This window comes from Brachyspira aalborgi (assembly GCF_008016455.1).
Lineage (GTDB): Bacteria > Spirochaetota > Brachyspiria > Brachyspirales > Brachyspiraceae > Brachyspira > Brachyspira aalborgi.
In genome coordinates this window covers 730,504-752,442 of the sequence record NZ_SAXU01000001.1, presented here as the reverse complement: position 1 = coordinate 752,442, position 21,939 = coordinate 730,504, and the positions used below count along the sequence as shown (strand labels likewise).

The following is a 21,939-nucleotide window of genomic DNA, read 5'->3' as shown; positions in this document are numbered from 1 at the left end:
TATTATGGCTACGGCTAATAAAGAAAAAGAAAATGATAAAAAACAGAGAGTTTTAAGCGGGCGTCAAAAAGTCGCTATATTTCTTGTTTCTTTAGGAATGGAAACTTCAAGCGAAATATTTAAACATTTGAGAGAAGAAGAAATAGAGCAAATTACTTTTGATATAGCGAGACTTGAAAATATCGAATCTGCCGATAAGGATGCCGTTTTTAGAGAATTCCAAGAGATGATGATAGCTCAGGATTTTATAACTCAAGGCGGTATAGATTACGCGAGAGATTTATTAGAGCGTTCGGTTGGAAGTCAAAAGGCAAGCGATATTATAAATAGATTAACTTCTTCGCTTCAAGTTAGACCTTTTGATTTTATAAGAAGAACGGACCCAGCTCATTTGCTTAACTTTATACAAGGCGAGCATCCGCAAACTATAGCGCTTATTTTGGCTTATTTGGAAGCTCCAAAAGCTGCAAGTATATTAGGTTCATTGCCTTCTGAAATTCAACCCGATGTTGCAAAAAGAATTGCAATAATGGATAGAACTTCTCCAGAGGTTTTAAGAGAGGTTGAAAGAGTTCTTGAAAGAAAATTATCTACTCTTGCAAGCGAAGATTTCACGAGCGCTGGAGGAGTCGATGCTATAGTTGAAATTATTAACAGCGTAGACAGAGCTACTGAAAAAAGTATTATTGAGAATTTGGAAGAGGATGACCCAGAACTTGCAGAAGAGATTAAGAAACGCATGTTCGTATTTGAAGATATTGTTCTTCTTGACGATAGAGCGATACAGAAAGTTTTACGCGAAGTTGATTCTAACGATTTGGCTAAAGCGCTTAAAAGCGTTGATTCGGATGCTCAAGATAAGGTTTATAGAAATATGTCTAAAAGAGCGGCTGCATTGCTTAAAGAAGATATGGATTATATGGGACCTGTTAGACTTAAAGATGTTGAAGAAGCTCAGCAGAAAATCGTTAATATTATTCGTAAATTGGAAGACCAAGGCGATATTGTTATTGCTCGCGCTGGCGAAGACGAAATGGTTGTTTGATATTTATATTAGGAGTTATTTATGCCAGAGAAGGTTTTTAAAGCTAAAAGTATAGTTGAACTTACTCAAAAAGTTAATATAGCAGTTCCTCATAATGTTTCAAAAGAAGAATTGGATTACGAGGAAGCGCAGGAAGAATATAGAGGTCCTTCAATAGAGGAAATCGAAGCGGAAATTGCTGGAATAAGGGCGAAATGGGAAGAAGATTTAAGAGATATGAGAAGAAAAGCCTCCGATGAAGCGGATAGAATAATGGAAGACGCTAAAAATCAGGCTTTTGAAATTTTTAAATCTAAACAAAACGAAGCTCATGTTATTTCAGAACAGGCTAAAGTTGACGCTTCAAAAATAATTCAAGATGCAAACGCCGAAAAAGCTAAAATAGAAAGCGAATCAGAATCTATTAGAGATGCAGCTTATAAAGAAGGTTATGCGAAAGGATATGATGAAGGTTTTGAAAAATCATTTTCCGACAGCAATAATGATTTAACAAAATTGGCGGAACAATTAAGAAAAATTTTAGGCGAGACTATTAATAAAAGAAACGAAATAATAGACGCAGCGGAAGCTCAAGTTATAGAGGTTGCCGTTCTTATAGCAAAACGAGTAGTTAAAATGCTAACCGAAAGAGATAAAGGAATCGTTATAAGAAATATTCAAGAAGCTTTAAGAAGAATTAAAGGAAGAACGAAAATTACAATAAGAGTAAATATTGACGATTTGGAAGTTTCTGCAAGACATAAAGACGAATTCTATCAAATGTTAGATAAAATTGAAGGCGTTACCGTTCTTGAAGACCCTAATGTCGATATTGGCGGTTGTATGATAGAGACAGATTTTGGCGATATTGACGCTAGAATAAATACTCAATTAAACGAAATTGAAACGGCTATTAAAGAAGTTGAACCTATAAAAGGTTTTTAATTTTATAATAATTAAAGGTTTATCTTATGCTAAAAAAACAAAGTAGGGAATCGATTATTGAAATTCAAAATACCTTTAATAAATATAAAGAAGTCGTTGACGATGTCGCTTTATTAAAATTTTGCGGAAAGGTTAAAGAAATTACGGGTTCGTTAATAATAAGCGAAGGACCTTTTGCAAAACTTGGAGATATTTGTCGCATATATAAAAGCGATAAGACATATATAGACTGCGAGGTTATAGGATTTAGAAATCAAGATGTTCTTATTTCGGCTTACGGTTCGGTAAACGGCATAACTTTTGGAAATATGGTTTATTCTTTTGACAAACCTTTATCAATAATGTGTTCGGATAAATTATTAGGAAATATTTTAGACGGAATGGGAAAACCATTAAACGGATGCGTTCATAAATTTTATGAAACTCCTATTTCAATACATCATAGAGCGGTTAATCCTTTAAATAGACCTAGAATTAAAGAGCATATACAAACGGGCGTTAGAGCTATAGACGGACTTTTGACGGTTGGAAAAGGGCAGAGAATGGGAATAATGAGCGGAACGGGAGTCGGTAAATCTACGCTTTTGTCAATGATTGCTAGAAATACTAACGCTGATGTAAATGTTATCGCCCTTATAGGAGAGAGAAGAAGAGAAGTATTGGATTTTATAGAAAGAGATTTAGGAGAAGAAGGATTAAAAAAAAGCGTTATAATAGTAGCCACAAGCGATGACGCTCCTTTATTGAGAGTTAGAGCGGCATATACTGCGACTACGATAGCCGAATATTTTAGAGATAAAGGGAAAGATGTAATGTTTATGATGGATTCCGTTACGCGCTTTGCTTTGGCTCAAAGAGAGATAGGACTTTCAAGAGGCGAGCCACCTACAACTAGAGGTTATACTCCGAGCGTATTTTCCGAATTGGCTCAACTTTTGGAAAGAACGGGAACTTCAAAGAAAGGAACTATAACGGCGTTTTATAATGTATTGGTTGAAGGAGACGATTTGGACGAACCGATTACGGATGCGGTTAGAGGAATAATAGACGGACATATAGTTTTATCGAGAGATTTAGCGAATAGAGGACATTATCCCGCTATAGATATAAATAAAAGCATTTCAAGAATAATGAGCGAAGTCGTTTCGGATATGCATAAAAAATCGGCTAAAGAGTTTCTAAAAATGAGTGCCGATTATAATGAAGTTAAAGAGCTTATAATGATAGGCGGATACGCTAAAGGAAGTATGCCCGAAGTTGATAAGGCTATAGAATATAAATCCGCTATGGATAAATATTTGCAGCAAGATATATACGAAATTTCAAGTTTTGCAGACAGCAAAGAATCTCTTTTATCAATGTTTTATTCTAGAGAAGAAATTGAAAACGATTTGCTTGAAAGCGGAGATATAAAAATAGAAAACGAGAATTCTAAAATTTCCGATAATGTTCAATATGTCGGAGATAATTTATTAAACGATAATCTCGTAATATTATAATATTGATATTTGGATTTATGATTAATGAAAAGATTTAATTTTAAACTTGAGCCTTTATATAAATTGAGAAAGAATATAGAAAAACAAAGGCAGGCTGAAGTTGCGGAAGTTTCGGCTGAATATAATAAAGAGAGAGACGGAAAAGATAATTGCATTTTTAAGATTAATGACGGAATAAAAATAGTCGATTCTATTGAAGATGAAAGAGAGATGATGAATATGAGTTTTTATTTGGGAGATTATATTACGGCGCTTAATTCTCAAATAGGATTGCATGAAAATAATATGTCTATTATTGAAATTGAATTAAGAAAAAGACAGGAGATTTTGCAAGAAGCTACGAATAGCAGGAGAGCGGTTGAAATATTAAAAGAAAAAAAATTAGCGGAATATAAAAAATTAATTAATAAAGAAGAACAGTCTAAATTGGACGAATGGAAAAAAGAATATATAAGTTAATAAAAAATAAAATTAAGGAATTATTATGATAGAATCTATACAAAAAATACATAGCAGAATAGGGGAGATTCAAAATACTTTTAACAAATTGGGTTTTGCTCCTCTCAATACTCAATTGCCTATTAAACCTTTTTCTGAATATTTAAACGAGGCTATGGTAAATAGTTCTAAAAATAAAATAAATAATTCTGAAGGCTCTCTTTTAATAGAAAATAATATAAAGAATAATAAAATTGATAACGGAAAAATTATAGACGAAGAAGCTTTTAACGGCAAACTTTCTTTTGGCGTTTATGACGATATAACAAATAATTTTGCAAAAGCAATAAACGCTTATAAAAAGACTTCGGCAGATTTTCCGAATACTTACGATAATATAATAAAAGAAGCGTCAGAAAAATATTCCGTTCCCGAGTATTTGATTAAAGCGGTTATTAAACAGGAATCTAATTATATGCCAAACGCTATTAGTTCAAAAGGAGCTATTGGTTTAATGCAAATAATGCCTTCAACGGGAGCTTTGCTTGGAGTTGATGATAAAGAACTTTTGAAAGACCCTTATATAAATATTATGACGGGAACTAAATATTTGTCTCAAATGTTAAATAGATATGATGGAAGATTAGATTTATCATTATCCGCCTATAATGCGGGTCCGAATTTGGTTGATAAATTGCAAAGAATTCCTAATATTGACGAGACTAAAAATTATGTAAAAAATATTATAGGTTATATAAAGTAAGTTAAATTTAAGTTTACTTGACTTTTTTTGCCTGTAATTTTATAATAGTAGAAATTGCCCGCTTAGCTCAGATGGTAGAGCATCACCATGGTAAGGTGAGGGTCATCGGTTCAATCCCGATAGCGGGCTTTTCTCATTAATTAAAAATTCAAGTTTGAAAGAGGATTAAATAATATTTATGAAACTAAAACTTGCAGCGATAATAACATTATTTTTAACGGTTATATCGCTTTTAAACGCTTTTGATAAAACGCCATATTATGTAAACACGGAAACTTACGATTCTTATAAAGAACTTATAAGAGGAGTGCATTATTATAATCAGGAGAGATATGACGCTTCAATAGCGAGTTTCAGAACATCTTTAAATACAAATCCAACCGATAAATTTATAAGATATTGGTATAGCAAAGCTTTATATAAAGCGGGTTATATGTCTTTGGCTATTAACGAATGGCTTAATATTACAAGAATGGGATATGAAGATGCAATAATATTATCTAAAATTAATAAATATTATACGGCAAATATTGAAGATACTAAAGATACTTTTAGTAATTTTATTTATTTAAAAGCTTTTTCTACAAATGCAAATTTTATGAAAAATATTAATCAACCGATACAATTAAAAGTTTTGGATGACGGAACAATTTATGTTTTGGATTATAGCGATTCTTCATTAAAGAGATTTGACGCTAACGGAAATTTGATTAAAAAAATATCGCAAGGCAAAAGGCTTGAAAATTCGCAATTAAATTGGTGGGGGAAAGCGGTTCAATTTGTAACGAGAGTTTATCCTTACGAAAAATTAGAAAATCCAAGAGGTTTTGCGATAGATACGGACGGAAATATTTATATAGCGAATACGAAAAAAGACAAAATATTTAAGTATAATTCCAACGGAAATTATATAACTAATATAGGAGTTTCGGGAATAAGCAACGGACAATTATTAGGACCGAATTCTGTTTATGCGGATAATTATGGCAGATTATATGTTTCAGATAGCGGAAATAATAGAATAGTTGTGTTTGATATTAACGGAAATTATTTATTTAGTTTCGGAAAACTTGGAGAAAATGAAGGAGAGTTTTTTTCGCCTGCGGGAATTGTCGTTAATCAAAGTAATATATATGTGGCGGATATGGGAAATAAACGAATTCAAAAATTCGATATTAGCGGAAATTATGTTTCGACTATTAAGCATGAAATGTTTAAAGAGCCGAGAGGTTTGTCTTTTTCTTCGGATGGAAATTTATTCATAGCGGACGGAGGTAAAGTTTATTATTACGATATTAATGCTAATTCGTTTACTTTATTTAATAATTCGGAAAGATATACTACAACTCCTACTTCGATTGCAGAAGATAAAAACGGAGCGATTTATTTAGCCGATTTTATGTCGGGAAGAATAGATGTTTATACGAGAAAAGAAGAATATTATGCCAACTTGGATGTATTTTTAGATAAACAATATTTAAGCAAATTTCCTGTAGTTGTCTCTTCCGTTACGGTTAGAGATAGACTTGCAAATCCTGTTATAGGTTTAACAGCGGATAATTTTTATATTACGGAAAACGATTTAACCGAGCATAAAGTAGCTTTATACGATGCGCCAGAATTATATCAATATAGATTTATTTATCTTATAGAAGATAGCGCAGCTGCAAAAAATTATGAAGGCAGATTAAAAGAAGAGATAAGCAATTTTACTTTGAGTTTGACGAATAATGACGAGGTTTTGGTTATTCATTATAACGATGGAGTTTATAAATCGGAAAATTATTCTCAAGCTAATTTAAGGATAATTGAAAACGCAAATAATTTTAGATTTTCGGGCGGAAATTCGGCGCTTGGAGAAGCTTATTATGAAGCGATAAGACAATCTTTAAATAGCTTTAAGAAAACGGCGATTATACATTTTTCAGTAAGCGATATTGACGATAACGCTTTTGTTTCAATGGATTTTAACGATTTGTCAAGTTTCGCAAAAAATAACGCGGTTTCATTAAATCAAGTTTATTTGGGATTAAATAAAAATAATTATTTTTTAGATTTCATTTCAAAAAATACTTATGGCTATATAATTAACGGCGATAGTTCAATCAATTATAGAGAGGCGATTAATAATATAAAAAATATCAATTTCGGAAGATATTATATTTATTATAGCAGTTATAAAAATATAAGAGAAAGCGGACAGTATAGAGCTATAAAAGTTAGAGTGCAATATAGAGATATGTTTGGTGAAGAAGAATCAGGTTATATAGTTCCTTAAATATATAATATAAGTTATTGACATTTTTATTTAATATGTTATAATTTTTCTATATTGAAAATATTAATTAAACGCCAAATAAATAAGTTTGCTTGCATAAGTATGCATTTGGCTCTATGTTAGTTTAACGAAGGTAAATTCTCATGAAGAACAGAACAGAACAGAACAGAACAGAACAGAACAGAACTATAATTATACTCTAAAATATAATTTCGCATTGAATCTTTTATATTTGCGGGGCGTAGTATATGTATAAGGGAAGAAACATATACTTATGCGCTTTCGCTAATATAGAACTTATGCCGTCTATTATTAGATTTCATAATCAGGCAAAAGAGAGTAATTTTTTCGACAATATTTTTATTTACAACGAATATAATTTGCCGAAAGATGAAAAATTTGAAGCGTTATTATCTCATAAATTAGTTCCGAGTAGAGGATTTGGTTATTGGTGCTGGAAACCTTTTATAATCTTAAAAACTTTAGAAAATATAAAAGACGGCGATATTTTAGTTTATGCGGATGTAGGTTGTCATATAAATAAAGAAGGAGAAAAACGATTTTACGAATATTTGGATATTGTAATTGAACATAAAGCTTTATGCTATAAATCGCATTGGGTAGAAGCCCATTATACAAAAGCCGATTTATTCAATTATTTCGATAAACTCAAAGATAAAAATATTACAGACACTTCGATGAGACCTGCAACTATTTGTATATTTGAAAAGAATGATATTAATTTAGAATTTGTTAATAAATGGCTTCAAGTTTTTTATGACGATTTTTCTTTAGTTGACGATACTCCTTCAAAATTGCCAAATTTGGATGGATTTATAGAACATAGACATGACCAAAGTGTTTTTTCTATATTCTCTAAAATTTATAATGTTTCTACCGTGTATGCTGGAGAGTTTGAAGTAAATAGCAAAAATTTCCCTTTTAATGCATTAAGAGATAAGAGAAAAATTATTGATAATAATATTCTAAAATACATAAATAAAATAGTATGGTGGATGCCGATAAGAAAGAATAGAGATGAAATAAGAAAAATGTATTATGATTATTGCAGTAATATTTTGTTAGATTTAATATATAATAAACGAACTAACGATAAAATATATAATCCGATAGATTTTTTAGTAAAATTGTATTTAAGAAATAAAATGAACGCCTTTATTAAATCAAATAAAATTAAAAATTTTATTAACGAGATGCAAAATATAAATCTTATATAATATGATTTTTATTTTACTAAATAATTTTTTTAATTATTGTTTAATAATAAAGAATAATTCCAAAAACTACCGAAATTAATATTATAATTATTATTGACATTTTTATTAAATATGTTATAATTAATCAAATTAAAAATTAGTAGAAAATTTATGCGCAATACAATACAATACAATACAATACAATACAATACAATACAATACATATAGGTATATTCTTAATTTTTTATTATTTTCCCTTTATTGTAAAAAGGGATTTTGTCATTGCATTTTTTCATTTAAGTTAAATATCGCGGGGTTATTATGTTATTTAGCTCTATGATATTTCTTTGGCTTTTTCTTCCGTTAGTATTTTGTTCATACTATTTAATCGATAAGAGATTTAAAAATATTTTGCTTTTAATATCGAGTATAATATTTTACGCTTGGGGAGGAGTTAGCTATAGTTTAATAATGCTCTCTTCAATAATCATAAATTATATTTTCGCATTACTTATAGATAAAGCGATAGAAGATAATAATTTAAAAAATAAAAAAATATATTTGGCTTTATGCATTATAATAAATTTATCAATATTAGGATATTTCAAATATACGAATTTTATTATTTCAATTATAAATTCTTTATCTCAAAATAAAATAATAGAATTAACAAATATAGTTTTGCCAATAGGAATATCTTTTTATACTTTTCAGGCTTTATCTTATGTTATCGATGTTTATAGAGGACATAATAAAGCGCAGAAAAATATATTTAATTTGGCTTTATATATTTCATTTTTTCCTCAACTTATAGCTGGTCCTATAGTGAAGTATCATGATATTGAAAATCAAATATTAAATAGAAATGAGAGTTTAGAAAATATTTTTTACGGAATTAAAAGATTTATTTACGGTTTATCTAAAAAAGTAATTTTGGCAAATATGTTTGCATTATCTTGCGATGAAATATTGAAACAACCTACAGATGAATTAGGCACGGCTTTAGTATGGTGCGCCTCTGTTTTATATACTCTTCAAATATATTATGATTTTTCGGGTTATTCGGATATGGCTATCGGTTTGGGTAAAATGTTCGGATTTAATTTTTTAGAGAATTTTAATTATCCTTATATATCGAAATCTATAAAAGAGTTTTGGAGACGCTGGCATATATCTTTATCGACTTGGTTTAAAGAATATTTATATATTCCGCTTGGAGGAAATAGAAAAAGAAAATTATTCGCATATATAAATCTTTTAATAGTTTTCTTTGCCACAGGTTTATGGCATGGAGCGAGTTATAATTTTATTTTATGGGGATTATTTCATGGTTTCTTTTTGGTAATCGAAAGAATATTTTTAGGCAAATTATTAGAAAAGAATAAATTAAAGTTTATCAATCATATTTATGTAATCTTTGTATTTGTAATTGGTTGGGTTTTATTTAGAGCAGATGATTTAAAACATGCATTTGAATTATATAAATTAATGTTTAGTTATAAAGAAAGTATTTATACAGTCCGTTATTTCTTTTATCCTCAAACTTTTGTCTGTTTCATATTTGGCATTTTATTTAGCGGATTATTTCAAAGCATATTTCCAAAAGTTAGAGAAGCTACATTTTCAAACAAGGTTTATATACTTGAAAGCGTGATTCAATTTATCTTATTATTTATTTGTATTATGTATTTAGTGAACGGCACTTATAACCCTTTTATTTATTTTAGATTTTAATCGAGGTTGATTTATGAGAAAAATAATTTATTTAGGTTTATCATTTTTATTATTAGCGACTTTAATTACTCTTCATATATTAGGAAGCAAGGAGCGAGTAGGGTATTTAAGCGATTTTGGAATGATTGAAAGAAGCAAATCTAATTATATTTATAATTTTAGAATAGGATATTATGATAAAGTATTTAGAAATAGCGATATTTACGGAGTTTATTTAATTACAAATAGTTTGCCCGAATATATTAAAGAGATAAAAATGAAAGAATTGGGCAGTCCTTTTGGAATAATAATTTCGGATAAAATAATTAAAGAAGAAAAAATTGATAATATTAAATATATTTTGAGATTAAAAAATAGTTTAATTATATTTGTTGTAATAATAGTAGATTTTATAATATTATTTGATTTTATAAAATTTGAATTATTACAATTATTTATTAAACTAAAAAATATGTATATTTTAATATCTATTTTATTTTTATGTTTCTTAATAATGCCAAATATTATTTATAGAATATTTTACAAAAATTTTGACCATATTAATTATGAGAATAGAACTTTAGCAAGCAAGCCGATTTTAGTTTTAACTAATATAAACGAATATCCTAAAAAGTATGAAGAATATTTTAACGATTATTTGCCGTTTAGAAACGAATTAGTTAAACTTAAAAATTTAAATGATATATTTGTATTTAAGAATATTATATCGGATAGAGTTTTATTAGGCAAAGCTAAATGGTTATTTCTTAAAAATGTAAATTCAATTGGAAAATATATGGGAATAGAAAGATATTATTTTACGAAAGAAGAATTAGAAATAGCAAAGAATAATTTAATTCATTTTAGGGACGAACTTAAAAAGAAAAATATTGATTTTATATTAATGGTATGTCCCAATAAACGATTTATATACTCTGAATATATGCCCGACTATATTAAAAGAAAATCTACAAAAAATGATACTGATATATTTGTAGAATATATGAAAAAAGATATAAAAGTAGTTTATCCTAAAGAGGAATTATTGAAGTATAAAGATAAATATCAATTATATTATAAATATGATTATCATTGGAATAATCTTGGAGCATATATTGGCTATAGTGAATTAATGAAATCACTAAATATTTATGTTGATAATATTGATAATGTTAATATAAAAAGTTTGAATGGTAATGAAAGATATAATTTTGATATATATAATTATAACGATATAGCTTATTCGTTGTCTCTAAGCGGATTAAAATATTATAACGATGATAAAACTTATATTATATCAAATTATATTATAAAAAATTATGAAACAAATTATTATATTTCAGAAACTAATTTTTCTTATAATTCAAAGTCATGTAAGAATGAAAATAATATTATGATAATAAGAGATTCATATGCAATGAATATGTATGATTATATAGCTATGGAATTCAAGCAAAGCGAATTTATTCATATAGACACTTTCAAAAATGAAAATATAACGGAATATAACCCAGATATAGTAGTTTTTCAATTAGTTGAATGGGATTTGAAAGGAAGAATTTTAAATGTTATGCCGAATTATAAGATTGAGGGGATTAATGAAGATTAAGTCATATTAAAAATTCAGTATAAAACAATCCCCAAAACAGCGGAAATTAATATTATCGCTATTACGGGAACTTTTTTAATTTTCAAAAATATCGACAAAGCGAAAATAAAAATTCCAATCGGGCTTATATACTTAAAAATATTTTGAATAAAATCTATATTTCTTAATATCGAGGTTTCCGTGAGTTTTACAAAAAAAGCGTCTTTTGAAAATGTGATTACGGCAGAAGCTATCAAAGCGACCGCGCAAACTCTCAAAGCGTTCATTATTGCGTTAAATTGTTCATTGTCTTTTATTTTGTAAAAAAAATTAGATACTATCATAGTTATAAAAAATGCAGGGACAAATATTCCTAATGTCGCAAAGAAAGAGCCTAAAATTCCCGCCACTCTATAACCCACGAAAGTCGCCGAATTAATCGCTATCGGACCTGGAGTTATTTGAGAGATTGCCACTAATTTTGAAAATTCCGATGCGCTTATCCAACCGTAATTTTCCAATATTCCTAATAAAAGCGCAATTATAGCGTAGCCTCCGCCGTAAGTGAAAAGTCCCAATTTTGCGAATACATAAAATAATCTGAAATAAATCATTATAAATCCTTTTTATTTTTTATATTTTTATTTATTAAATAATAAATCCAACCGATTAAACCCGAAAGTAAAAGCGTATAAATAACATTAAATTTCAAAAATACTACAAGAATAAAACTAAATATAAAAAGTATAGCGGTAAATTTATTTTTTAAAATTTCCTTTCCCATTCCGTAAGCCGAAAGTAATATTAATCCCGCTATCGCTCCTTTAATTCCCAAAAAAGCTTTATTGACATATTCTAAATTCTGAAATCTTTCAAATATCGGCGCTATTATAAGTATTATTATAAACGAAGGCATCATTACTCCAATTCCCGCCATAATTCCTCCCAATATTCCTGCAATTTTAAATCCCGTTATTAAAGAAGTATTAACAGCGATAACTCCAGGAATACTTTGAGCTAATGCAAAAACATCGATTATTTCCGATTTAGTTAAAAATTTTCTTTTATTTACAAATTCTTCTTCCATTATCGGAAGCATAGCTAAACCTCCGCCTATCGTGACCAATCCTATATAAAAGAAAGATATAAACATAGTTAAAAAAGACGCTTTCTTATTTTCGCTTTTTTCCGTTTCCATAACCATAATAGAACAGTCCATTATTTTATCGTTATTATAATAATAAACTTCTCCGTCAAAATAGGCGATATTAGAATCTCTTAAAGTTTCTTTCGCCTTTATATAAATTGTCTCTCCAGCTTTAACTTTTTCTTTATAACAATTTGCGCTTTTTATATTTAAAATAAATCCTATTTTTTTAGTTTTGCCGTTTTGAATATGCGAATTATAAGCGGCGCAACTTTGAGCTACATATTCTATAAATATATAACTTGGAATTCCGTCAGTTTCGTAAAAAATATTTTCTTCTTTTATAGTAGCAAAAGTAATTATAGTTTTATTTTCAAAATCTATATTTTCAATTCCGTCTATTAAAAGCATTTTATTTTTATGCGGAATTTTTAATTCGTATTTCATAATTTATTTTCCTATTATCAAACAAGTATTGCTTCCGCCGAATCCGAAAGAAACGCTCATACAATTATTTAATTTTTCTGCGTATATTTTTTCTGTGGCTAAATTTATTTTTTTCAAATTATTATCGTATTCTCCGTCATAAAAATGTCTTGGAATTATTTTATCTTTATTAACGCCAGATAAAGCCAAATAACAAACCCCAAGCTCCATTGAACCCGCCGCTCCAATCGTATGTCCGAATGCGGTTTTACTTGAACTGCAATAAATATTTTCAGCGCCGACTTTATTAATAGTTTCGCTTTCCATTATATCGTTTAAAATTGTTCCCGTTCCATGCAGATTTATATAATCTATATCGTCTATTTTTAGATTTGATTTTTTCAAAGCGTTGTTTATGCATTTTGAAGTAGATTTTGCTTCCGTGTCTGGACTCGTAATATGATGAGAATCCGAATTGCTTTCATAACCTTTTAATATAACGGCGTCTTTACTATCGATAAAATTTTCTTTAGCCAAAATAAAAAAAGCCGCTCCTTCTCCCAAATTTATTCCTTTTCTATTTTTTGAAAAAGAGTTAATTTTATTATAATCGACTATATCTAAAGAATCGAAACCGTAAACCACAGTATCGGTTACTACATCCGCTCCGCCGACTATGGCTACATCGATTATATCGCTTTTTATAAGTTCGTCAGCCGATATTATAGCGTTAGCACTAGAAGTGCAAGCTGTAGATATTGTAAAAGAAATTCCGTTAACATCAAAATATTTTTTAATAAAATCGCAACATATATTTAAACTTTGCATTATTAAAATTCTTTTTTCTTCTATTACCGAACCATTTAATATAAAATCTTTCGTTTCATCGCTTCCGTTTTCGCAAGTTCCGACAATTACTCCGATTCTGTTTTTTCCGTATATTTTTTTGGCTTCGTCTATAATAGGTTTTAATTGATTAACCGAATGCAAAGCCATTTTATTTATTTTATTATTATAAGGATTTTCTAATTCAAAATCAAAAAAATTATTTTCAATTTTTCCAAGATAAAATTTTTTATTATATTCCAAATTTTCTTTTAATCCGTTTGGAATATTTAGAAAGTAATTATTATATAATTCTTCTTTATTTTTGGAAATTGAATTTATAACGCCAAAATCGAGTAAAAGATTATTCATATTAAAGCCTTAAATTATAATACATAAAATAATAGTTTTATTATATAATATTTTAATTTCTTTTTCAATTTTCAGAAATTGATTTTTAATACTTGACTTTATTTAAAAAATAATTTATAATAAAGTTATCAAATAATAATATTAAATTTTGTATATGTCAAATTTAAATTTTAAAGTTTTGGATTGGGATTTCTTTTCTCCAAATATGAATAAAGAATATATATTAAACAAATTAAACGAAAATATTAATATAACTTACGGAGATGCGATTCCCGATTTGGATTTTATATCAATAGCGCAGCGAAGAAGATTCAGCCAAATAACTAAATATGTTTTTGAATCGGTTAAAAATCTTATAAAAGAAAACGAACAAATTCCAATTTTCTTTGTTTCGAAATATGGCGAGATAAATCGACAATATAATATGTCTAAAAAAATAGTAACCGAGCATGAAACTTCGCCTGCGGTATTTAGTTATTCGGTTTTTAATACGGCTATAGCGCAACTTACGATATTTTATAAAAATAACGCGAGAGCTATCGCTATAACATGCTACGATAATTTTTTAGATACGATTCTTTTGCAGGCTATAGCTTTTCTAAAAAATTCAAATTCTAATAAAGCGCTTCTAATTATAGCGGATGAAAAACTTCCCGAAAGTTATGAAGAAATATCGAAAGATAAAAATTATTCTTTTGCATTTTCTTTTATTATATCGGCTGATAAAAACGAAAGCGATATAAATATTAAAATAATAGACGGCGAAGAGAAGAAAGACGAAAATTCTATAATTGATTTTATAAAATTTATTTCTTTAAAAGATAAAACTAATTTAAAATTGGGAAAAATAGAATTAAATAAAATTAAATAAAATTACGGAGAATTAAAATGGAAAATCTTGAAAACGAAATTAAGAAAATAATTATTGAGGTTGCGAATCTTGAAGGAATGACTATAGACGATATTGACAACGATACGCCTTTATTTGGAGAAGAGCTTGGATTAGATTCTATAGACGCTTTGGAGATTGGAGTCGCCGTTAGAAAACATTTTGGAATAACTTTTTCCGATATTGAAGAAAATAATAAAAAGCATTTCTACTCTGTAAACGCTTTGGCAAAATATATAAGAGAGAATTCTAAAAAAGAAGATTAAACGGGAAACTATATTTATGAGAAAATTAAGCGAAACAAATTTTTATTCGTTGAAAGATTCCGAAGAGATTTTTTTAATTAATAAGGAAAATAAATATAATATAAGTTATAAAAATTTTATAATCGATATCGCAAAATGTTTGGAGTATATTTCTAAATTAGAAAAAGATACGATTACAATTTTTATAGATAACGCTTATTATTTTATAGTAGTTTTGTCTTCGGCGCTTTTGCTAAAAAAGAAAGTCAATGCGCTTAATAACAATAGTCCGAAATATGTCGAAAGCATAATAAACGATTCTATGATTTATATATCTGACGATGAAAAATCAAATATTTCATTAAAAGATATATTTGAAAAAGAGCATGATGAAAAATGGATTGAATTTTTGAAGTCGAATAAAATAGACGAAAATATGAATATAAATTTTTATACTTCGGGATTTACGGGATTTCCTAAACTCATTGAAAAAACATTAAAACAATTTGAAGCGGAAGCTTTGAAAATAATAGGGGAGTTTGGAGAAAATTTAAAAGATTCTATTTTTGCTTATAGCGTTCCACATTATCATAGCTACGGTTTCGTTTTTGATTTTTTAGTTCCTTATATTTTAGAATTAAAATTTTTGGACAATAGAATAAATTATTTGGAAACTTTAAATAATTTTGAAGAATATAAAGAGATTACTTTTATAACGAATCCAGCATTTTTAAAAAGAATAGACAAATCTTCGTTAAAAATAAAATCAAAATGGTATGTATTTTCTTCTACGGGAGCTTTAGATAAAGAGACAAGCGATTTATGTATAGAAACTTTTAATACTGACGCTATAGAAATTTACGGAAGCACCGAAGGAGGCGGAATGGCTTACAGAAAGAAAAGCGAAAAAGATTTATGGACGAGATTAAAAATCGTTAAACTTAAAGTTAATGAAAACGGAAGTTTATTCTGCTCTTCGGGTTATACGGGAGAAGGATTTTGGGTGCATGTCGGCGATGTGGTTGACATGAAAAACGAAAACGAATTTGAGCTTTTGGGAAGAGAAGATTCTATAGTTAAAATTGAAGGAAAGAGAATAAGCGTTCAACAAATAGATAGACAAATACTTCAAGATAAAAATTTTATAGACAGTTATACTATATATTGCAAATCGGACAAAAGAGAATATGCGGCTTCTTTTATAGTTCTTAAAGATGCAAACGCCAATAAAGATAATATGAGAAAATATATTAAAGATTATTTGAAAGGTTATTTTGAGAAAATTGTAATTCCTAAAAAGATTTATTTTATAGAAAGAATACCAAGAAACGAATTAGGTAAAATAGAGAGAAAAAAGCTTGATGAAATTATGGAAGGTTTTGAAGAGGCAAATGAATTCTAAAAATTATAATTTGAAACATAAAAAAGATAATATATTTATAGCGGAAGTTTTTATATCTAAAGATTCGCCTTTCTTTGACGGACATTTTGAAAATTTTAAACTGTTTCCCGCAATAGCTCAAATTAAAATAGCAGTCGATATGGCAAAAGAAATTTTTAATATAGATTTTAAGGTTAATAAATTATCGAAAGTTAAATTTACGAATATGATATATCCGAATACAAAAGTCGATATAGAAGGGCATTATTTAAACGATTCTTTAACTTTTAAAATATACGATAACGATAAAAAATACTCCGAAGGCAGAGCGAATATTACATTATTATGAAACATTGGAGCGAAGGAAAAGAAATAGGCAATAATTGGAAAATATTTTTGTCGATAGCCGTTTATAAAATATTCGGCAGAAGTTTAATGATAATTTATTTAATATTTCCCGTGAGTTTTATGTATTTTATTTACTGTTTTATTAGCGGAAGAATAAAAGCTTCGAGAGATTTTTTAAAAAGAATTTCAAAATATAATAAAAAAGTAAAATCTAATATTTTTCATTCTTATAAACATTTGCTTTCTTTTATAATTTCAATATGCGAAAAATACGCCGCTTGGAACGGAGATATTCCATTAAAAGATTTAATTTTACAAACAAAAGAAAATTATAATAAGGTTATAGATTTGCTTAAGTCTAAAAAAGGAATGATAATATTGTTCGCTCATGTTGGAAATATAGAACTTTTAAGAGCTTTAGCCGTCATAAGCGAAGGCAATCCGATAAAAAATTGCAAGATAAATATAATAATAGATTTTAAGCTAAATAAAAATATAAATATTTTAATGGCGTTTGCAAAAAATAATAAAAATAATTTTGTGAATTTTATAGACGCTTCCAATATTGGAGCGGATACTATAATAGCGATGGAATCGAAATTAAATAACGGAGAGATAATAGCGATAGCGGGAGACAGAACTTCAAGCAAGAGCGACAAATTTAATTTGATTAATTTTTTGGGAGATGAAGCTCCTTTTCCTTATGGCGCTTTTTTGATTCCCGTTTTGCTTAAGTATCCGACTTATTATTTTTTCGCTTTAAGAGAAAAAGATAAAATTATTCCGAAAAGATACGATTTTTATATTTATGAATCTAAAGTTTTGTCTGATATTCAAAATAAAAAATTAACGAAAGATAATAAAAATAGAATATCTCTTGAACTTACAAAAGAATTTGTTAAAATAATCGAGGAAATGGTTATAAAATATCCTTATCAATGGTATAATATGTATTATTTTTGGAATAAAGAAAATTAGGAAAATTAAATATTATGAGAAAAATTTTTATTTTAATATATTTTTTATCGTCAATATTATTAACGGCGCAAATTAAAAGCGAATATAAAAACGCTAAACTATTAAAAGGAAATTATAAACAAATAGTATATTTTAATCGTAATAATAAATTTTTTGTCTCTTCGGGAGATTTTTTTATAGCGAACGGATATGGAATTTGTTGGATTACGAAAAAACCTAAAGAGTCGATAACCGTAATGGAAGAAAAAAATATAGCTCAAATACTTCCAAACGGAGATAAAAAAATAATATCGGATTCAAGCAACGCCATTTTTTCTCAAATTGCAAATATAATAAAATCAATTTTTACTTACGATGAAATCTCTCTTAAAGATTATTTTATTGAAAGCGAAGACGAAAACAAAAATATAATTTATACTCCGAAAAATGACGATTTGAAAAAAATATTGAATAAAATAGAAATTGAAATATCCAAAGAAGGCTATATTGAAAGAATAAAAATATTTAATAAAAAAGGACATATCGAATATATAATGAAAAATTTGCAAATAGAAAACGAGATAGGCGATAATGAAAAAAAATATTTTGAATAAAAAAGTTCTACTATGGCTAATTTTTCATTTATCCGTTATTTTAATATTTTTATTTAGATTCGATTGCAGAGCTAAAATAGACACAAATTTTTTATCGATAGCTCCAAGATTTGCAGAAAGCGAAGATTTTCAAGAGAGCATAGAAACTTTTTTTATACAAAATTCGAGCGAAATTAAAATTTTTGTAGAAAGCGAAAATTTTGAAACTGCTAAAAATTCCGCTATAGAAATAGAAAATTATATAAAAGAAAAAGATAAAAATATTATAGTTAATTTGCGCTCTAAAAATTATGACGATATTTTGGAAACAATTATAAAATATAAATATCAACTCATATCAAAAGAAATAAGAAATTTACTTTTAATTAACGAAGGCTATAAAGTCGCAGAAAACGGCATAGCAAATTTTTATTCGCCTTTTTTTATTCACATAGTAGATAATATTGAAGATGACCCTTTTTTTGTTTTAAATTCAAAATTAATGGAGATTCTTAAAAATAATAATAATTTTGAAACTAGAGACGAAATTAATTTTTTAAATTACAAAGGAAAATTTAATATTCTATTAAATATAGAAATTCCTAAAAAAATTGAAAATGGAAATATGATTTTTTTTGACGAATTAACTTCGCATTTAAAAAATATAGAAGAAAATAAAAAAGTAAAAATATATATTTCGGGAGTGCCAATTCATGCGTATTATAGTCAGAAATCGGCTCAAAAAGAAATAACCATAATATCTTTAATTTCTATTATTATTATATGTTTAATATTTTTATTTATATTTAAATCTATAAAGCCTTATATAATTTCTATGATTTCAATATCTTTATCCGTGTTAACTTCGTTCTTTTTGCTTTCTATATTATTCGATTCTATTCATATATTTACTTTCGTTTTTGGGACAAGTTTAATTGGAATATCGCTTGATTATTCGATTCATTTTATAACTGAATGGTATAATGAAAAAGATAAAAAAGAGGTTTTAAAAAAAATATTGCCGAGTATGAGTTTAAGTTTTATAACTACAATTGCAAGTTATTTTGCTTTATTTTTAACTTCGCTTTCTCTTTTGAAACAAACGGCTTTATTTTCAATATTCGGACTTACAAGTTCTTTTTTAACCGTAATAGCTTTGTATTCTTTTATTTTTAAAAACGATAATAGTATTTTAAGAGATGGTATTTTAAATAAAAGTAAAAATATATTGAAAGGTTATATTAACTTTTTTAATAAAAAATATTTAATATTTTTAACAATATTTGTTATTTTAATTTCAATTATAAGTATTCCAAAATTAAAAGTTAATTTTTCTTCAAACCAACTTTATAATCCTCCGAATTTTCTTATAAATAGCGAAACGGAAATTTATAAAAGATTAGATTATTCAATTTCTAAAAATATAATTATATCGAGAGGAGATACTTTAGAAGATGCTTTAGAAAACGAAGAATTATTAGAAAATTATTTTACTAATTATACGGCTATATCCAAAGTTTTTTATTCTAAAAATAGGCAGAAAGAAAATATAAAACTTGTCGAAAATAATTTGATGCCTTTGTTAAAAAAACAGATTGAAGATTTAGGTCTTGATAACGAAACTTATAATAAAATAAAATCGAAATTTGAAAATAATAAAAACAAAATTCTAAATATTGGAGATTTAATTGAAAATATGAGCGAATTGAAAAAACTTATTCTAAAAAATAACGATAAATATTTTATAATTTCCACAACGGACGAAATCGAAACGAAAATTATAGAAAACGAAAACATAAAAATTTTTAATATAAATGCAGAAATAAACGAGGCTTTGGATAAAACCGCAAGAACGGCTATAAAAACCGCGCTAATCGCTTATGTGATAATATTTTTCTTTATGATAATTTTCTTGAGTAAAAAACATGCGGTTGCGATAATGATAATTCAAATAATTTCAATTTTCGTAAATTTAAGCGTCCATTCGATATTTAATTTAAGCGTAAATATATTTTCCGTATTCGCACTTATACTTTCGATTGGAATATCTATTGATTATTGCATTTTCTTTTCAAAAAGCAAAGCAAAAAAAGAAGTTACATTTCTTGCGATATTTTTATCTATGATTACGACAGCTTTATCTTTCGGAACTTTATCTTTCAGCGGATTTATTCCCGTTAAATCTTTCGGATTATTTTTATTTATTGGAATATTGGTTTCGTTTTTATTATCGCCCGTTCTTTTAAAAATTAACGATATAATTGATTAAGATTTATATTTATTTAGTTATAATTTTTAAGTTAAAACGCTTGACAGATTGATATTTATTGATTATACTTAATATATATTATAGATGTTTTAATGAGCAAAATAAAAAATTAAATTAGGAGTTATATTATGGAAGATAACAATATTTTAAAGATTTCTTCGACATTAGGAAAAGTCGATGTATTAAAATCAAAAAATGAACTTCAAGGCGGAGATAATTATTTAATATTAACCGCTTATCAATCCGATACCGATAAATTAATGGATTATCTTAAAAAATTGGAATCGTCATTTGGAGTTAGTTTTACTATCGCTAAAGATATTGATTTATATAATAACGATAAATATACGAGTTTTTATTGTAAAATAAATCAAGATAATATAAATAAAATATCCGAGTATATTTACGATTATAATAACGACAGCAAAATTACATTGCTTACAAATATTTATTCACTCAATAATTATATAAGCGATTTTGTTAATAGAATAAAAAATTATAAAATATATAAAGTTAATAAAACCGATGACGATGAAGATTCTGTTAGTTATTATTTGCATGATTTTAATAATGTAAAATTTTTGGTTATAACTTATATGGACCAAGTTAGTTATATTTATGTCGATAGATTTGTTAAAATAACCGAATTGGAATTGAGCAAATTTCAGCATGTCGATAAATCTATTTACGAAAATGTTGACGAGGATACGGAAATGCTTGTTCAACATCTTAAAAATAATGTGGCGGATACAGTTCCTTATCCGATTGTTAGCGAGTTATTTGGATTGTAATATATTTATTTTAATTTTTGATTAATATTTTTTATTTTTGCAAAAATTCTTTTTGTTTAATTTATTTGTAAAATGATATTAATTAATTCTTTTTAAATTATGATTTTATTTTAGAATTAACTTCTTTATATAAAAAATAACAGAGAATTTTTATCTACCTTTTTACATAAAAAAGTAAGTATAAATTTAATATAAAAATTTGTTTACTATTTTCTATAATTAATGTATTAT

The 21,939-nt window shown here is 27.0% G+C and carries 20 protein-coding genes and 1 tRNA gene; 18 read left to right on the top strand and 3 right to left on the bottom strand.

Annotated features, from left to right (window positions below; genetic code table 11):
• The first annotated feature begins 4 nt into the window (after window positions 1-4).
• The 10 genes from fliG to EPJ79_RS03350 all read left to right on the top strand — a co-directional run bounded on the left by fliG (window position 5) and on the right by EPJ79_RS03350 (window position 11,486).
• On the top strand, window positions 5-1,045 hold the full coding sequence (gene fliG / locus EPJ79_RS03395; RefSeq protein ID WP_021959382.1) for a flagellar motor switch protein FliG: 1,041 nt from the start codon (window positions 5-7) through the stop codon (window positions 1,043-1,045).
• A gap of 21 nt (window positions 1,046-1,066) precedes the next feature.
• Window positions 1,067-1,969, top strand: coding sequence for a flagellar assembly protein FliH (fliH, locus tag EPJ79_RS03390; protein ID WP_021959381.1), 903 nt, complete (start codon window positions 1,067-1,069; stop codon window positions 1,967-1,969).
• Window positions 1,970-1,995: 26 nt separating this feature from the next.
• Window positions 1,996-3,468 carry a FliI/YscN family ATPase gene (locus EPJ79_RS03385; protein ID WP_147738442.1) on the top strand — a complete coding sequence of 491 codons (1,473 nt, stop codon included), beginning with the start codon at window positions 1,996-1,998 and terminating at the stop codon, window positions 3,466-3,468.
• Between the two features lie 24 nt (window positions 3,469-3,492).
• Window positions 3,493-3,927: a flagellar FliJ family protein gene (locus EPJ79_RS03380; protein ID WP_147526629.1), complete on the top strand. Its 435-nt coding sequence runs from the start codon at window positions 3,493-3,495 to the stop codon at window positions 3,925-3,927.
• 25 nt (window positions 3,928-3,952) lie between these two features.
• On the top strand, window positions 3,953-4,669 hold the full coding sequence (locus EPJ79_RS03375) for a lytic transglycosylase domain-containing protein (protein ID WP_147738441.1): 717 nt from the start codon (window positions 3,953-3,955) through the stop codon (window positions 4,667-4,669).
• Between the two features lie 56 nt (window positions 4,670-4,725).
• Window positions 4,726-4,798 (top strand) — tRNA-Thr (locus tag EPJ79_RS03370).
• Window positions 4,799-4,847: 49 nt separating this feature from the next.
• Complete coding sequence (locus EPJ79_RS03365) at window positions 4,848-6,947, top strand: 6-bladed beta-propeller (protein WP_147738440.1); 2,100 nt, start codon at window positions 4,848-4,850, stop codon at window positions 6,945-6,947.
• Between the two features lie 248 nt (window positions 6,948-7,195).
• Entirely contained in the window at window positions 7,196-8,185 is a 990-nt protein-coding gene (locus EPJ79_RS03360; RefSeq protein WP_147738439.1) for a hypothetical protein, read from the top strand.
• Window positions 8,186-8,485: 300 nt separating this feature from the next.
• Complete coding sequence (locus EPJ79_RS03355; protein ID WP_147738438.1) at window positions 8,486-9,898, top strand: MBOAT family O-acyltransferase; 1,413 nt, start codon at window positions 8,486-8,488, stop codon at window positions 9,896-9,898.
• A 13-nt stretch (window positions 9,899-9,911) separates the two neighbouring features.
• Window positions 9,912-11,486, top strand: coding sequence for an alginate O-acetyltransferase AlgX-related protein (locus EPJ79_RS03350; protein WP_147738437.1), 1,575 nt, complete (start codon window positions 9,912-9,914; stop codon window positions 11,484-11,486).
• 14 nt (window positions 11,487-11,500) lie between these two features.
• Here the strand turns inward: EPJ79_RS03350 and EPJ79_RS03345 are convergent, their stop codons facing one another.
• The 3 genes from EPJ79_RS03345 to EPJ79_RS03335 are packed head-to-tail and all read right to left on the bottom strand — an operon-like array spanning window position 11,501 to window position 14,235.
• Window positions 11,501-12,079 carry a chromate transporter gene (locus EPJ79_RS03345; RefSeq protein WP_147525556.1) on the bottom strand — a complete coding sequence of 193 codons (579 nt, stop codon included), beginning with the start codon at window positions 12,077-12,079 and terminating at the stop codon, window positions 11,501-11,503.
• Window positions 12,079-13,059, bottom strand: a complete 981-nt coding sequence (locus EPJ79_RS11995; protein ID WP_244289060.1) for an ApeP family dehydratase — start codon at window positions 13,057-13,059, stop codon at window positions 12,079-12,081. The genes EPJ79_RS03345 and EPJ79_RS11995 overlap by 1 nt, the downstream gene beginning before the upstream one ends.
• 3 nt (window positions 13,060-13,062) lie before the next feature.
• Window positions 13,063-14,235, bottom strand: coding sequence for a beta-ketoacyl synthase N-terminal-like domain-containing protein (locus EPJ79_RS03335; RefSeq protein WP_147738436.1), 1,173 nt, complete (start codon window positions 14,233-14,235; stop codon window positions 13,063-13,065).
• Between the two features lie 154 nt (window positions 14,236-14,389).
• On the opposite strand from EPJ79_RS03335, the gene EPJ79_RS03330 reads away from it, so the two are divergent.
• The 8 genes from EPJ79_RS03330 (at window position 14,390) to EPJ79_RS03295 (ending at window position 21,708) form a co-directional block, all read left to right on the top strand.
• On the top strand, window positions 14,390-15,106 hold the full coding sequence (locus EPJ79_RS03330) for a beta-ketoacyl synthase chain length factor (RefSeq protein ID WP_147738435.1): 717 nt from the start codon (window positions 14,390-14,392) through the stop codon (window positions 15,104-15,106).
• A 17-nt stretch (window positions 15,107-15,123) separates the two neighbouring features.
• On the top strand, window positions 15,124-15,390 hold the full coding sequence (locus EPJ79_RS03325; RefSeq protein ID WP_147736088.1) for a phosphopantetheine-binding protein: 267 nt from the start codon (window positions 15,124-15,126) through the stop codon (window positions 15,388-15,390).
• A gap of 16 nt (window positions 15,391-15,406) precedes the next feature.
• Window positions 15,407-16,771, top strand: coding sequence for an AMP-binding protein (locus tag EPJ79_RS03320; RefSeq protein WP_147738434.1), 1,365 nt, complete (start codon window positions 15,407-15,409; stop codon window positions 16,769-16,771).
• Complete coding sequence (locus tag EPJ79_RS03315; protein WP_147738433.1) at window positions 16,761-17,099, top strand: ApeI family dehydratase; 339 nt, start codon at window positions 16,761-16,763, stop codon at window positions 17,097-17,099. Before EPJ79_RS03320 ends, EPJ79_RS03315 begins: the two co-directional genes overlap by 11 nt.
• Window positions 17,096-18,076 (top strand): glycosyl transferase family 2, encoded by a 981-nt coding sequence (locus EPJ79_RS03310; protein WP_147738432.1) that lies wholly within the window; start codon window positions 17,096-17,098, stop codon window positions 18,074-18,076. Before EPJ79_RS03315 ends, EPJ79_RS03310 begins: the two co-directional genes overlap by 4 nt.
• Before the next feature lie 14 nt (window positions 18,077-18,090).
• On the top strand, window positions 18,091-18,669 hold the full coding sequence (locus EPJ79_RS03305) for a LolA family protein (RefSeq protein ID WP_147738431.1): 579 nt from the start codon (window positions 18,091-18,093) through the stop codon (window positions 18,667-18,669).
• Complete coding sequence (locus EPJ79_RS03300; RefSeq protein ID WP_147738430.1) at window positions 18,647-20,917, top strand: MMPL family transporter; 2,271 nt, start codon at window positions 18,647-18,649, stop codon at window positions 20,915-20,917. The genes EPJ79_RS03305 and EPJ79_RS03300 overlap by 23 nt, the downstream gene beginning before the upstream one ends.
• Before the next feature lie 128 nt (window positions 20,918-21,045).
• Complete coding sequence (locus EPJ79_RS03295) at window positions 21,046-21,708, top strand: hypothetical protein (protein WP_147529000.1); 663 nt, start codon at window positions 21,046-21,048, stop codon at window positions 21,706-21,708.
• Window positions 21,709-21,939 lie beyond the last annotated feature (231 nt).